The sequence below is a fragment of the Cyanobium sp. CH-040 genome (assembly GCF_024346135.1).
Classification (GTDB): domain Bacteria; phylum Cyanobacteriota; class Cyanobacteriia; order PCC-6307; family Cyanobiaceae; genus NIES-981.
In genome coordinates, this window is the sequence record NZ_JAGQCJ010000002.1 from 18,202 (window position 1) to 31,398 (window position 13,197).

At 73.3% G+C, this 13,197-nt stretch carries 12 protein-coding genes; 7 read left to right on the top strand and 5 right to left on the bottom strand.

The window, feature by feature from the left end:
* Positions 1-77 precede the first annotated feature (77 nt).
* On the top strand, positions 78-1,262 hold the full coding sequence (locus KBY90_RS02900) for a DUF4336 domain-containing protein (RefSeq protein ID WP_254966966.1): 1,185 nt from the start codon (positions 78-80) through the stop codon (positions 1,260-1,262).
* On the opposite strand, the gene KBY90_RS02905 is transcribed toward KBY90_RS02900, so the two are convergent.
* Both KBY90_RS02905 and lepB read right to left on the bottom strand, forming a co-directional pair.
* Complete coding sequence (locus KBY90_RS02905; protein ID WP_254966967.1) at positions 1,259-1,615, bottom strand: DUF760 domain-containing protein; 357 nt, start codon at positions 1,613-1,615, stop codon at positions 1,259-1,261. The genes KBY90_RS02900 and KBY90_RS02905 overlap by 4 nt on opposite strands.
* A 41-nt stretch (positions 1,616-1,656) precedes the next feature.
* Entirely contained in the window at positions 1,657-2,214 is a 558-nt protein-coding gene (gene lepB, locus KBY90_RS02910) for a signal peptidase I (RefSeq protein WP_254967167.1), read from the bottom strand.
* Between the two features lie 119 nt (positions 2,215-2,333).
* On the opposite strand from lepB, the gene menD reads away from it, so the two are divergent.
* The 6 genes from menD (at position 2,334) to murF (ending at position 9,443) form a co-directional block, all read left to right on the top strand.
* Positions 2,334-4,190, top strand: a complete 1,857-nt coding sequence (menD, locus tag KBY90_RS02915; protein WP_254966968.1) for a 2-succinyl-5-enolpyruvyl-6-hydroxy-3-cyclohexene-1-carboxylic-acid synthase — start codon at positions 2,334-2,336, stop codon at positions 4,188-4,190.
* A gap of 2 nt (positions 4,191-4,192) precedes the next feature.
* The gene (menB, locus tag KBY90_RS02920; RefSeq protein ID WP_254966969.1) at positions 4,193-5,047 is read left to right on the top strand and encodes a 1,4-dihydroxy-2-naphthoyl-CoA synthase; all 855 of its coding nucleotides are present in this window, start codon (positions 4,193-4,195) and stop codon (positions 5,045-5,047) included.
* Between the two features lie 272 nt (positions 5,048-5,319).
* Positions 5,320-5,691 (top strand): L,D-transpeptidase, encoded by a 372-nt coding sequence (locus KBY90_RS15145; RefSeq protein WP_396122504.1) that lies wholly within the window; start codon positions 5,320-5,322, stop codon positions 5,689-5,691.
* A gap of 72 nt (positions 5,692-5,763) precedes the next feature.
* Positions 5,764-7,248 carry a glycogen synthase GlgA gene (gene glgA, locus KBY90_RS02930; protein ID WP_315858703.1) on the top strand — a complete coding sequence of 495 codons (1,485 nt, stop codon included), beginning with the start codon at positions 5,764-5,766 and terminating at the stop codon, positions 7,246-7,248.
* A gap of 10 nt (positions 7,249-7,258) precedes the next feature.
* Entirely contained in the window at positions 7,259-8,038 is a 780-nt protein-coding gene (locus KBY90_RS02935; RefSeq protein WP_254966971.1) for a hypothetical protein, read from the top strand.
* Entirely contained in the window at positions 8,028-9,443 is a 1,416-nt protein-coding gene (gene murF / locus KBY90_RS02940) for a UDP-N-acetylmuramoyl-tripeptide--D-alanyl-D-alanine ligase (protein WP_254966972.1), read from the top strand. Before KBY90_RS02935 ends, murF begins: the two co-directional genes overlap by 11 nt.
* Here the strand turns inward: murF and glmU are convergent, their stop codons facing one another.
* From glmU to aroA, 3 genes are read right to left on the bottom strand one after another with little or no spacing between them, the layout of a single operon-like run.
* Entirely contained in the window at positions 9,444-10,793 is a 1,350-nt protein-coding gene (glmU, locus tag KBY90_RS02945) for a bifunctional UDP-N-acetylglucosamine diphosphorylase/glucosamine-1-phosphate N-acetyltransferase GlmU (RefSeq protein ID WP_254966973.1), read from the bottom strand.
* Positions 10,794-10,822: 29 nt separating this feature from the next.
* Positions 10,823-11,842: a tRNA (5-methylaminomethyl-2-thiouridine)(34)-methyltransferase MnmD gene (locus tag KBY90_RS02950; protein WP_254966974.1), complete on the bottom strand. Its 1,020-nt coding sequence runs from the start codon at positions 11,840-11,842 to the stop codon at positions 10,823-10,825.
* On the bottom strand, positions 11,817-13,142 hold the full coding sequence (gene aroA / locus KBY90_RS02955; protein WP_254966975.1) for a 3-phosphoshikimate 1-carboxyvinyltransferase: 1,326 nt from the start codon (positions 13,140-13,142) through the stop codon (positions 11,817-11,819). The genes KBY90_RS02950 and aroA overlap by 26 nt, the downstream gene beginning before the upstream one ends.
* Between the last annotated feature and the right edge of the window lie 55 nt (positions 13,143-13,197).

The window sequence follows — 13,197 nt, forward strand, 5'->3', positions numbered from 1 at the left end:
TGGCAGCATCGGCCCGGTCCAGCTATCGCCACCGGCCACCCCCGCAGCGATCCCCTGCAGCTCCGCCGCCTGCTCCCTTGCCTGCCGTCCCCCCCGCTTCCGCCTCACCGGCCCGCCAGCGCTGGGCGTGGTGGCCATTGCTGCCCCTCTACCCCTACGGCCTGCGTCGCACTCTGGTGCGGGAGCTGATCCCGGCCCAGCTGTGGAGCTTCGAGCAGCTGCAGGGGCTGCTGTACGTGGCCGTGCCGATCCGCATGACCGTGGTGCGGCTGCGCAGGGGGCTGATGCTCTACGCGCCCCTGCCGGTCACCGCCGAGCTGCGCGAGGCCCTGCGGCAGCTGGAAGCCGCCTACGGGCCGGTGCGCACGATCGTGCTGCCCACGGCCTCAGGTCTGGAGCACAAGCTGCCGGCGCCGGCCCTGGCCCGTGCCTTCCCCGAGGCGGAGCTCTGGGTCACCCCCGGTCAGTGGAGCTTTCCCCTGCGTCTGCCCCTCAGCTGGCTGGGTTTTCCCGCCGGCCGCACCCGCGTGCTGTTCGAGCAGGGGCTGCCCCACGCCGACGAACTGCTGTGGACGGCGCTGGGACCCCTCAACCTCGGTCTCGGCACCTTCATGGAGGCAGCCTGCCTGCACCGGGCCAGCGGCAGCCTGCTGGTGACCGATGCCCTGGTGGCGATCGACCCGCAGCCGCCGGAGATCTTCGACGCCGATCCCACCCCCCTGCTCTTCCATGCCCGCGACCGGGGGGATCAGCCCCTGGAGGACAGCCCGGAGCTGCGCCGGCGCGGCTGGCGGCGGCTGGTGATCTTCGCCTCCTACCTGCGTCCGGAGCCCCTCACCGTGCTTGGCTGGCCGGAGGTGCTGCGTCGGGCCTTTGCCCCGGGCCTGCGCAATCCCCGCAGCCATTTCGGCCTCTACCCCTTCCACTGGCACGAGAACTGGGAGGAGGCGTTCCAGGCCCTGGTGCCCGAAGCCGTGCCGCGGGTGCAGGTGGCGCCGGTGCTGGAGCGGCTGGTGTTCCCCCGCGCCCGCGATGCCCTGCTGGCCTGGATCCGTTCGCTGGCGCAGCTGCCCGAGATCCGCTGGCTGGTGCCCGCCCACTACGCGGCGCCGGTGGCCTGTTCAGCCGAGCTCCTGAATCAGCTGGCCGACGAGCTCGCGGCCCGCAGCTGGGCCCCCGACGAGGGCAACTGGGCAACGCTGGCGCGCATCGACCGGGGCCTGCTGAAGCTCGGTCTGGTGCCTTCGCGGCCTTCGGGCTAGAGCCGCAGGGGACCGGGATCGGCGTCCAGGTCATCGCCGCCGGCCGCCGCCATCAGGCTGGCCTCCAGCTCCATGCGCTGCTCCATCTGGCGCAGGAAGTAGCCTGTCATCATGGCCGAGGCGAGCAGGCCGGCGAGGTTGTCGCGGCTGGTCTGAACCTTCACCTCGAAGTGCTCGCCGGGCAGCATGCCCAGCAGGCCCTGGACGTTGTGGCGGATGATGTCCTGGATCTCGCCGCTGGCGGAGCGGGCCACCCGCTGCAGGACATCCGGTGACTGCTCCTGGAGGTACTGGATCAGGGGATTGCCGCTGATCGCCTCGTTGTCGCTCGTCAGGAACTCCGGGTTGAACATCCTGCGTGTGCGCCACGTCACGCCTGCACCCTAGTCGAGGTTCAGGCCGCGTCCTGTCCCGGGCGGATCGGGCCGAACCGGGGCAGGGGCCAGTAGCGCCACACGGCGGTGCCGATCAGCTGCCCCTCCGGCAACGGCCCCCAGAAGTGGGAGTCGAGGCTGGCGTTGCGGTTGTCGCCCAGCACCAGCAGGTGCCCGGGGGGCACCGTGACGGGCTCGAGGCGGTAGTCCATGGGCTCGGCGTTCCAGTCGCGCGGCACCGCCACGCCGTTGCGCCACAGACGGCCGTCGCGCACCTCCAGGCGATCGCCGGGGAGGCCGACGACCCGCTTGATCAGGGCGCTGGCCGGGTCGTAGCCGGCCTTCTGCAGCAGCGGCGGCGGATGGAACACCACCACGGTGCCCAGGGGCAGGGCGCGGTGCAGACGGGTGCGCAGCTTCTCCACAAGCACCCGGTCCTCCAGCTGCAGGCTGGGCAGCATCGAGCCGGAGGGAATCCAGCGGGGTTCGATCACCGCCCAGCGCAGCAGCAGGGCCAGGCTGACCCACACCAACAGCGGCAGCACCTGCCTGCGGATGAGGGCCCATGGCCCGTTCACCGCCGCCGCCGCGGCTGAGGGGGAAGAGGTGTCGTCGCTGGACGGGTCCGTCGCCGGTGCGCTCAAGCCGGGCAGGAGGATGCTGCCACCCATCCTGCAGTGCTGCGGCTCGTTCTCCGGTGGCTTCCGTTCCGCCCGCCCCGCCCCCGCCCCCGGCAGCGGCCGGAGAGGCCGCCGCCGCCAACCTGCGCGCGGCGCTGGCGCTGCTCTCGGCCCTGGGGGACGGGGGCCTGGAGCGTCTGGTGCTCTGCCCCGGCAGCCGTTCCGGCCCCCTGGCCGCCGCGGCCGGCCTGCTGCAGCGGCGTGGGCTGCTGCAGCTGCACACGGCCATCGACGAGCGCTCAGCGGCCTTCTTCGCCCTGGGACTGGGTCGCGCCAGCGGCCGGCCGGCTGCCGTGATCACCACCTCCGGCACGGCGGTGGCCAACCTGCTGCCGGCCGCGGTGGAGGCCGACTTCGGTGCCATCCCCCTGCTGCTGCTCACGGCCGACCGTCCCGCCCGGCTCAAGGGCTGCGGCGCCAACCAGACGGTGAATCAGGAGCGCTTCCTGGCGGCCAGCGTGCGTTGGCTCGGGGAGGGCCACCCCGAGGGGCTGGCGCTGATGGCCGACGAGGATCTCAGGGGCATGGCCCGGCAGGCCCTGGCGGCCAGCGCCGGTGGCCAGGGCGCGGCCCCCGGTGCCGTGCACCTCAACCTGCCCTTCGAGGAGCCGCTGCATGCCGGCGACGCTGCTCTGGATGCCCTGGCGGCAGCGGCGGCGGCATCCCCTGCGGCCGCCACCTCCCGGGCGCTCGGGTCTCCTCCGCCGTGGGCCCAGCCGGCGCAGCAACCTGGCGCGGCCTGGCCCGGCGGCCTGGCCGGCCTCGATCCCCACCGCCCCGGGCTGGTGGTGGCCGGACCGTGGCGCGGGCAACCCCAGGCCTGGTCAGGCTTCGTTGACGCCCTGCGGCACTGGCAGCACCGCAGCGGCTGGCCCGTGCTGGCCGACGGCCTCAGCGGTCTGCGCGGCTGCCCCGGCCTGGAGCTGGTGGCCGGCTACGACCTGATCGCCGCAGCCCTGCCTGCGGAGCTGCTGGCCGAGCAGGTGCTGCGGCTCGGTCCGCTGCCCGCCAGCCGTGGTCTGCAGGCTCTGCTGCAGCGCTGCGGTGGCCGCCAGCTGCTGGTCAGCGAAGGCGATCCCCGCCCCCTGGATCCGCTCGGGCTGGCCGGGGCACAGTGGAGCAGCGGCCTCGAGCGCTGGCTGGCGCAGCTGCCCGCGCTCCCCGCCCAGGCCCTGGCGTCCGCAGCCAATCGCCGCCATGCCGCCAGCTGGCTGAGCGCCGATGGCCAGGTTCAGGCCTGGCTGGACGGCCGGCTGGACGGCGACGCCAGCGCCGGCTGGAGCGAACCGCTGCTGGCCCGGCGGCTGGCGCGGCTGCTGCCGCCGGAGCTGCCCCTGGTGATCGCCAACAGCTCGCCGGTGCGCGACTGGGAGAGCTTCACCCCGCCCGACGGGCCCTGGCGCCCGGTGCATGGCTTCCGAGGCGCCTCGGGGATCGACGGCACCCTGTCGCTGGCCTGCGGCGTGGCCGAGGCGGCCGGCCGGGCGGTGCTGCTGAGCGGTGATCTGGCCCTGCTGCACGACAGCAACGGCTGGCTCTGGCACCGGCAGCTGCGCGGCCGCCTCACGGTGCTGCTGATCGACAACGGTGGCGGCGGCATCTTCGAGCAGCTGCCGATCCGGCCTGAGCGCCCTGAGGCCCTCGACTTCGAGCGCCTGTTCGCCATGCCCCAGGCGGTTGATCCCCTGGCCCTGGCGGCGGCCCACGGTGTGCCCGGCCGGGAGGTGGCCGCTCCGGCCGATCTCGCCGCTGCCCTGGCCTGGGCGCTGGAGCAGCCGCTGGCCCTGCTGCGGCTGCACACCGAGCGCCGCCGCGACGCGGCCTGCAGGCGGGAGCTGCGCAGAATGGCCGCTGCCCTCGTCTCACCGCCATGACCATGGCCTCCCCTGCCGGGCAGCCCGTGCTCTGGCAACCGGCCGGCAGCTACGAGGACATCCGCTTCGAGCGCAGCGATGAGGGCATCGCCCGCATCACGATCGACCGCCCCCACAAGCGCAACGCCTTCCGGCCACGCACGGTGCACGAGCTCTGCGACGCCTTCTCGCGGGTGCGCGACGATCCGCGCCTCGGCGTGGTGCTGTTCACCGGCGCCGGGCCCGCCGCCGACGGCGGCTGGGCCTTCTGCGCCGGCGGTGACCAGAGCGTGCGCGGAGATGGCGGCTACGTGGACGAGGACGGCCTGCCGCGGCTCAACGTGCTCGATCTGCAGCGCCTGATCCGCAGCCTGCCCAAGGTGGTGATCGCCCTGGTGGCGGGGTACGCCATCGGCGGCGGCCAGGTGCTGCATCTGCTCTGTGATCTCTCGATCGCCGCCGAGAACGCCCGCTTCGGCCAGACCGGTCCGCGGGTGGGCAGTTTCGACGGCGGCTTCGGTGCCGGTTTCCTGGCCCGGGTGGTGGGCCAGCGCAAGGCCCGCGAGATCTGGTTCCTCTGCCGCCAGTACGACGCCGCCGAGGCCCTGGCGATGGGGCTGGTGAACGCGGTGGTGCCGCTGGAGCAGCTCCAGGAGGAGGGAGTGCGCTGGGCCCGGGAGGTGCTGCAGCACAGTCCCACGGCGATCCGCTGCCTCAAGGCGGCCTTCAATGCCGAGACCGACGGGCTGGCCGGCATCCAGGAGCTGGCCGGCCAGGCCACCCACCTCTTCTACCGGACCGAGGAGGGCCAGGAGGGCCGCAATGCCTTCCTGGAGAAGCGGCCCCCCGACTTCTCCGCCCATCCCTGGTTACCTTGAGCGTGCAGCTCCATGGATCGCTGGGCTCCTCCATGCCTGGTGCGTTTGCCCGCTTCTGGAGACCGTCCCTGGTCCTGCTCCTGGCGGCGCTGCTGCCATCCGCCGCCGGCGCCACGTCTGCTCACCGCCCACCATCTCCGCTTCCCTACACACCGGCCCTCAGGCCCTATGCCAGTCCCGGCAGGTCTGCCGGTTCCGAGAAGTCGTCCAGTCGTGAACTGGTGCTCGATCGGCGTGCCCGCCTGCTTCGAGTTCTGGAAGCTGGTCAAGAATTGAGGCGGTTTCCCGTGGCCGTCGGTCGTCCGGGCTGGGAGACCCCGGTGGGGCAGTTCCAGGTGATCGAGCTGGTGGCCGATCCCATCTGGGAGCATCCGGCCACGGGCGTGCATGTGCCGCCGGGCCCGGACAATCCCCTCGGCAGCCGCTGGATCGGGTTTCACCGCGACTGCGAAGGCCGCCGTGGCTTCAACGGGGTGGAAGTGCTCACGGTGGAGGGTTGCGTGAGCTCCGGCTTCCATGGCACGCCCCAGCGTGACAGCGTGGGCCGCGCGGTGTCGCACGGCTGCGTGCGTCTCTTCGACGAGCACGTGCGCGAGCTGTTCGAGCTGGTCCAGCTGGGCACCCCCGTCACCGTGCTGCCCTGAGCCGGGTCCGCAGCCTGAGGGGACCACGACGCACCACCCCTACAGTTGCGCCCACCCTGCGCCAGTGCCCGGATGCGCATCCTGTTTGCCGCCGCCGAGTGCGCGCCCCTGATCAAGGTGGGCGGCATGGGAGACGTGGTGGGTTCCCTGCCGCCGGCCCTGGCCCGGCTGGGCCACGACGTGCGCACGATCATTCCCGGCTACGGCAAGCTCTGGTCGCGCCTGTCGATCCCCGATGAGCCGGTGTGGCGGGGCCACACGATGGGCAACGACTTCGCGGTCTTCGAGAGCCGCCATCCCGACAGCGGCCTGCCCCTCTATCTGGTGGGCCATCCGGTGTTCGACCCCGAGCGCATCTACGGCGGCGAGGACGAGGACTGGCGGTTCACCTTCTTCGCCAGCGCCACCGCCGAGTTCTGCTGGCACCACTGGAAGCCCCAGGTGCTGCACTGCCACGACTGGCATACCGGCATGCTGCCGGTGTGGATGCATCAGGACCCGGAGGTGAGCACCGTGTTCACCATCCACAACCTGCGCTACCAGGGCCCCTGGCGCTGGAAGCTCGACCGCATGACCTGGTGCCCCTGGTACATGCAGGGTGACCACACGATGGCGGCGGCCCTGCTCTACGCCGACCGCATCAGCGCGGTGTCCCCCACCTATGCCCAGGAGATCCGCACCGCTGAGTACGGCGAGAAGCTGGAGGGGCTGCTCAACTTCGTGAGCGGCAGGTTGCGCGGCATCCTCAACGGCATCGACATGGGCGCCTGGGATCCCGCGACGGACCCCACCCTGCCGGCCCGCTTCAGCGCCGACGACCTGGCTCCCCGGGCGATCAACAAGCGGGCGCTGCAGGAGCGTTTCGGTCTCACGGTGAATCCCCGCAGCTATCTGATGGGCGTCGTCAGCCGGCTGGTGGACCAGAAGGGGGTCGACCTGCTGCTGCAGGTGGCCGACCGGGTGCTGGCCTACACCGACAGCCAGATCGTGGTGCTGGGCACCGGCGACCGCACCTACGAGTCGGGGCTGTGGCAGATGGCGGCCCGCCATCCGGGCCGCTTCGCCGTGTTCCTCACCTACGACGATGCCCTCTCCCGCCTGATCTACGGCGGCAGCGATGCCTTCCTGATGCCCAGCCGATTCGAACCCTGCGGCATCAGCCAGATGCTGGCGATGCGCTACGGCTCGGTGCCGGTGGTGCGGCGGGTCGGCGGCCTGGTGGACACGGTGCCCCCCAGCGATCCGGGCGCCGACGGTGGCGAGGGCAGCGGCACCGGCTACGGCTTCGACCGCTACGAGCCGATCGACTTCTACACCGCGATCGTGCGCTCCTGGGAGGCCTACCGCCACACCCGCTCCTGGGCGCGGCTGCAGCGCCGCGGCATGACCGTCGACTTCAGCTGGGACCGTTCGGCCCTGGCCTACGACGCCATGTACCGCGAGGTGTGTGGGGTCAAGGAGCCCACCCCCGAGGCGGCGGCGGTGGAGCAGTTCTCCCTGGGGCAGGACGCCGATCCCAGCCGCAAGGGTCTGGCCGCCCTGCTCAAGCGTCGCTAGGCCGGGGCCGGTGGGGGAGGAGCGGCCGGCGCCAGCCCCGGCGGGCCTGGATCTGACCGACGGCCGGAACCTGCCCGCCCCCTACCAGGATCCGTGGACGCTGCTGCGCCGCGATCTGCGCGCCGTGCTGGCCTCGCTGCGGCTGCGCCTCTGGGAGCTGAGCCGGCGCAACCGCCAGGGGGATCTGCCGCTGCCGCCGTTCTGGCCGCGCCGTCTCGGCGCCTGGTTCTGGCCCCTGGTGCTCGCTCTGGCCGTGGCCGTCCCTGCGGCCCCGTTGGTGCTGGCGCGCAGCGCCTTGCCCCAGCCGCAGGCGCGCACCCTGCCCCCGAGCCCGGCGGCCCCGCCCAGCGAGCTCAGCCTGGACGACAGGGTTGAGGTTCGCGAAGACCAGGATCGGGAACCGGGCGGCCCCACGACCCGGGAACCGGACGGCCCCACTGTCGCCGCTGCGCCTTCCGGCCTCCCCGCTTCGCCGGGACAGGATGTCGAGCCCCCTGCTCCTGATCCCCTGCTGGCGCTGCTGCAGCCTGCCGATCCCCGTCAGCTGGTGCGCGCCGTGCGCGAGCGTCCCGCCCTTGCCTGCCTGCAGCTCGAGCTGGCCGCCGGCTTCCAGGCCCTGGCGCCCGCCGAACGGCAGCGCCAGGCCGAGACCTGGCGCCAGAGGGCCGTGGATCTGGGCTATGAGCGGCTGGAGCTGCTCGACGGATCGGGGAGGCTGCTGGGGCGGACCGCCCGGGTGGGCTCGGGCATGATCCTGCTCGATGCCACGGCCGGCCCCGATGTCCCTTGATCTCCAGCAGTTGCAGGCGCTCTGGGGACCTCCCCTCACCCCCGTGACCGCTGCGGCGGCGATCCTGCCCCTGGCGGTGAGCACCGACAGCCGGCAGCTGAGTGCCGGTGGACTGTTCCTGGCGCTGGTGGGGGAACGCTTCGACGGGCACGCCTTCCTCCAGCAGGCCCTGGCCGCCGGCTGCCGGGCCCTGGTGGCCCAGCGTGATCGCCTGGGCGCCGCTGCCCGCGAGGAGCTCACGGCGGCGGCGGCGGCGGCCGGCGCGGCTCTGTGGCTGGTGGACGACACCCTGCAGGCCTACCAGGACCTGGGCCGCCTCTGGCGCGAGCGGCTCACGGCCCCCGTGGTGGCGGTGACCGGTTCGGCCGGCAAGACCAGCACCCGGGAGCTGATCCGCGCCGCCCTGGCCCCCCTCGGCCCGGTGCTGGCCTCCAGCGGCAACGAGAACAACGATGTGGGGGTGCCCCTCACCCTGCTCAGGGCCGGTCCCGAGCACCGTGCCGTGGTGGTGGAGATGGGCATGCGCGGCCTGGGCGAGATCGAGCGGCTGAGCCGCTGTGCCCGCCCCGATGTGGCGGTGATCACCAACATCGGCACCGCCCACATCGGCCGTCTCGGCAGCCGCGAGGCCATCGGCACGGCCAAGTGCGAGATCGTCACCGCCCTGGAGCCCGGGGGGGTGGTGGTGATCCCGGCCGGCGATCCCCTGCTCGACGCCAGCCTGGCGCGGGTGTGGAGCGGGCGTGTGCTGCGGGTGGCCCTGGCCGGCGATGCGGGGGAGGCCGAGGCTCAGCTGGTGGGCGTGCTCGACGAGGCGGGGGCCTGTCTGCAGGTGGCCGGGGTGCGTCTGCCGCTGCCGCTGGAGGGCCGCCACCAGGCCCGCAACCTGCTGCTGGCACTGGCCGTCGCCGAGCAGCTGGGCCTGCCGCCCGAGCGCTGGCGGCCCCTGGCGGTGGAGCTGCCGGGGGGCCGCAGCCGCCGCCTGCAGGTCGCTGGCGTGAGCGTTCTCGATGAGACCTACAACGCCTCGCCGGAGGCGATGCTGGCCGCCCTTGAGCTGCTGGCACAGCAGCCGGGGGGCCGTCGCTACGCCGTGCTGGGCACGATGCTCGAACTCGGCGAGCGCAGCCTGGAGCTGCACCGCCGGGTGGCGGAGCGGGCCGCGCAGCTGGACCTCGACGGTCTGGTGCTGGTGGTGGACGGCGCCGAGGGCGACGCCATGGCCGTCGCCGCGGCCGCGCTGCCGCGGCTCGCGCGGGCGGCCACCCCCGAGCAGGCGGCCGAGCCCCTGCGGGAGTGGCTCGAGCCCGGCGATGTGGTGCTGCTCAAGGCCAGCCGCGGCGTCGCCCTCGAGCGCCTGCTGCCGCTGCTGGACTCGTCCTCGGCGAAGCCGGCCGGGGGCTAGCTAGCGCGGCCCCGTCCAGTTCTCCTTCACCAGCTGGCGGGCGCGGCCCAGGGCCAGGGCGCCGCTGGGCACGTCCCGGGTGAGGGTGGAGCCGGCACCCACGGTGACGTTGGCACCGAGGGTGATCGGCGCCACCAGCACCGAGTTGGCGCCGGTCTTGCTGCCGGCGCCGATCACGGTGCGGTGCTTGCGCACGCCGTCGTAGTTGGCGGTGATCGTGCCGGCGCCCACATTCACAGCGGCGCCGAGATCGGCATCGCCGATGTAGCTGAGGTGGTTCACCTTCACGCCGTCGGCCAGGGTGCTGTTCTTGATCTCCACGAAGTTGCCCACGTGGCAGCCGGCCGCCAGCCGGGCGCCGGGGCGCAGCTGGGTGAAGGGGCCCACCGCGGCGTTCGGGCCCACGCTGGCCTCGCGCAGCACGGCATGGAGGATCTGGCTGCCTTCGCCCACCTGGCTGTTCTCCAGCAGACAGCCCGGTCCGATGCGGCAGCCTGAACCGATCTCATTGCTGCCGCGGAAGTGGCACTGGGGCTCCACCACCACGTCCCGGCCGAAGCGGGTGCCGTCACTGAGGGTGCAGCTGGCCGGGTCGGTGAAGGTCACCCCCTCGCGCATCCAGTGCTCCCGCAGCCGCTGCTGCAGCACCGCCTCGCACTGGGCCAGCTGGAGGCGGTCGTTGATGCCGTTGATCTCGTCGGCATCGGCCACCTCCAGGTGCATGGCCGGGCTGAGCATGGCCACCGTGTCGGTGAGGTAGAGCTCGCCCTGGTCGTTGTCGCTGCGCAGCCGGGGCAGCACCGCCGCCAGCTTCTCCCAGTCGAAGCAGTAGATGCCGGCGTTGATCAGGTTGACCTGCCGTTGCGCTTCCGTGCAGTCGCGGTGCTCCACGATCCGCTCCACCCGGCCGTCATCCCCGGCCAGCACGCGGCCATAGCCGCTGGGATCGGCCAGTCGGGCCGTGAGCAGGGTCACCGCGGCGCCGCTGGCGCGGTGGCGCTCCAGCAGCTGCCCGAGGGTTTCGGGCCGCAGCAGCGGCACATCGCCGTTGAGCACCAGCAGCTCGCCCGTGAAGCCGGCCAGCGGCTCGAGCAGCTGCTGCACCGCATGGCCGGTGCCGTTCTGGGGCTGCTGCAGCACGAACTCCAGACCCTCGTACCGCGCCAGCGACTGCTGCACGCGCTCGGCCTGGTGCCCGACGATCAACAGCCGCCGCTCCGGGCTGAGTTGCTCGCAGCTGCTGAGCACCCGCTCCACCAGGGTGGCGCCGGCCAGGGGTTGGAGCACCTTGGGCAGGTCGCTCTTCATGCGGGTGCCCTTTCCGGCGGCGAGCACGGCAACGGCGAGCATCGGCGGGGGAACGGAGACTGGGCGGGAATCTACGCGGGCTGCCGAGGGGGCTCGGCGCCGGTCCGTGGGTGCCCCTCCAGTCCCCAGCGGCGCCGCCAGGCGCTGGTGGAGGCGGCCGCACTGGCGGCCTGGGCCAGTTGGCGCTCCGCCAGGATTACGGCGGCGGCGGCCTGGCCGGAGGGGTCGCGGTAGGGCTGGGCGGCCCGGGTGCCGAGGTGCTCGATCTCCATGGTTGTGAGCGGCTGCAGCGGGCAGTCCGGCCCGCTGCCCAGACCCAGGGCGGTGGGGCTGGCGGCGGTCCCGAAGCTCCAGGGACGGATCCGCTGGGATGGGGCCATGGTCCCCAGCTCCTGGGGTGGCCGGATCGAGGCCAGCTGCAGCCCGGCCAGCTGCAGGCTGTGGCGCACGGCGGCCGCGCAGCAGTAGGTGAGCAGCCGGCCCTCGGGCCGCAGCAGCCGGGCCAGGGCGCTCAGAAACTCCAGGCTCCAGAGTTCGGGGCAGCGCCGGGGCGAGAAGGCGTCCAGCAGCACCAGATCGCAGCGGCCGGCGAGCTGGTGACGCTCCAGCAGCCCGCCCACCCGGCTGCGGGCATCACCCCAGAGCAGCCGGGCCTGGCTGCCGTCGGCGCACCAGCCCCCGCGCTCCAGCAGGGCCCACAGCATCGCCAGGGTGCCGGGTTGCCACTGGCGGCGGAAGGCTGCGCAGGCGAGGGCCTGGCGCAGGGGCTGGGGATCGAGCTCCAGGCCCAGGATCTGCAGCGTCAGTCCCTGCCCTGAGGCAGCCTCCAGCAGGGCGGCGCTGTTGGTGCCCAGCCCGAAGCCCACATCCACCACCACCAGCCGCTGGCCGGCGCTGAAGCGCTCCAGCTGAGCCGGCCGCACGAACTTGGCCCGGGCCTCGCTGAGGGCGCCGATCGTGCCGTGGAAGCCCTCGCCGAAGCGGTTACTGAACAGGCTGAAGCTGCCGTCGGCCCCGGACTGGATCCTCAGGGCCGGCGTCCCATCCGCTGGCGTCGGCCCCGCCTCAGGCCCGCAGCCGTTCGAGGTCATCCCAGAAGCCCGGGTAGGACACCGCCGCCGCCTCGGGGCGCCGCAGGACGGTGTCGCCGCTGGCGATCCCGGCCGCCACCGCCAGGCTCATGGCCACGCGGTGGTCGGTCTCGCTGTCCACCGCGGCCCCCTGCAGCTCCGTGACGCCGGTGATGGCCATGCCGTCCTCGAACTCCTCGATGCGGCCGCCCATGGCCCCCAGCTGCCGGGCCATCACCGCCAGCCGGTCGGTTTCCTTCACCCGCAGCTCGGAGGCGTCGGCGATGCGGCTGACGCCCTCGGCGCAGCAGGCGGCCACCGCCAGCACCGGGATCTCATCCACCAGCCGGGGGATCAGCTCGCCACCGATCGTGAAGGGCTGCAGGGGGCCGTGGCTCACGCGCAGGTCGCCCACCGGTTCGCCGGCCACATCGCGCGCGTTCAGCACCTCCAGCCGGGCACCCATCTGTTCGAGCACCTCGAGGATGCCGGTGCGGCTGGGGTTGAGGCCCACGTTCTCCACGGTGAGCTCGGCCCCGGGGGTGACGGCGGCGGCCACGAGCCAGAAGGCGGCCGAACTGATGTCGCCCGGCACCACCACGCTCTGCCCGCGCAGGGCATGGCCGGGGCTGAGCGTGACCTCGGTGAGGCCGGGGCCGCCCACCTCCAGCCGGGCGCCGAAGGCCTTCAGCATGCGCTCGCTGTGGTCACGGCTCTGGGCCGGCTCGATCACGGTGGTGCTGCCGCTGGCGGTGAGGCCCGCCAGCAGGATGGCGCTCTTCACCTGGGCCGAGGCCACCGGCGTGTGGATGGTGGCGCCGCGCAGGGGCTGCCCCAGCACCGCCAGCGGCGCGAAGTTGCCGTCCCGGCGGCCGTGGATCACGGCGCCCATCTGCGCCAGGGGCGCGCCCACCCGCCGCATCGGCCGGCCCCGCAGGGAGTCGTCGCCGGTGAGCACGAAGTGGCGGCCCGCCCGCCCCGCCAGCAGGCCGAGCATCAGGCGCATGGTGGTGCCGGAATTGCCGCAGTTCAGCACGTCGTGGGGCTCCTGGAAGCCGTCGAGCCCCACGCCCTGCACCGTCACCGGCTGGCCGGCCTCGATCGCCGACACCTCCACCCCCATCGCCCGCAGGCAGGCGGCGGTGCTGAGGGGGTCCTCCGCCGGCAGCAGGCCCTCGATGCGGGTCGTGCCCTCGGCGATGGCCCCGAACAGCAGCGCCCGGTGGGAGATGGACTTGTCGCCCGGCACCCGCACCGTGCCCCGCAGGCTGCCGCCGCCGCTCAGGTGCAGGGGGCTGGAGGCGGCGCTGGACTCGGCCACGGGCAGGGGGGCGCTGGAGCGGCGATCCTATGGAGCATGCCCTCCGGCGCCAGGA

Bases quoted from the DNA above. Each gene is read 5' to 3' on its own strand.
- glgA (WP_315858703.1), top strand. From the start codon at position 5,764: ATGCGCATCCTGTTTGCCGCCGCCGAGTGCGCGCCCCTGATCAAGGTG.
- murF (WP_254966972.1), top strand. From the start codon at position 8,028: ATGTCCCTTGATCTCCAGCAGTTGCAGGCGCTCTGGGGACCTCCCCTC.
- KBY90_RS02950 (WP_254966974.1), bottom strand. From the start codon at position 11,842: ATGACCTCGAACGGCTGCGGGCCTGAGGCGGGGCCGACGCCAGCGGAT.
- glmU (WP_254966973.1), bottom strand. From the start codon at position 10,793: ATGCTCGCCGTTGCCGTGCTCGCCGCCGGAAAGGGCACCCGCATGAAG.
- KBY90_RS02905 (WP_254966967.1), bottom strand. From the start codon at position 1,615: ATGTTCAACCCGGAGTTCCTGACGAGCGACAACGAGGCGATCAGCGGC.
- menB (WP_254966969.1), top strand. From the start codon at position 4,193: ATGGCCTCCCCTGCCGGGCAGCCCGTGCTCTGGCAACCGGCCGGCAGC.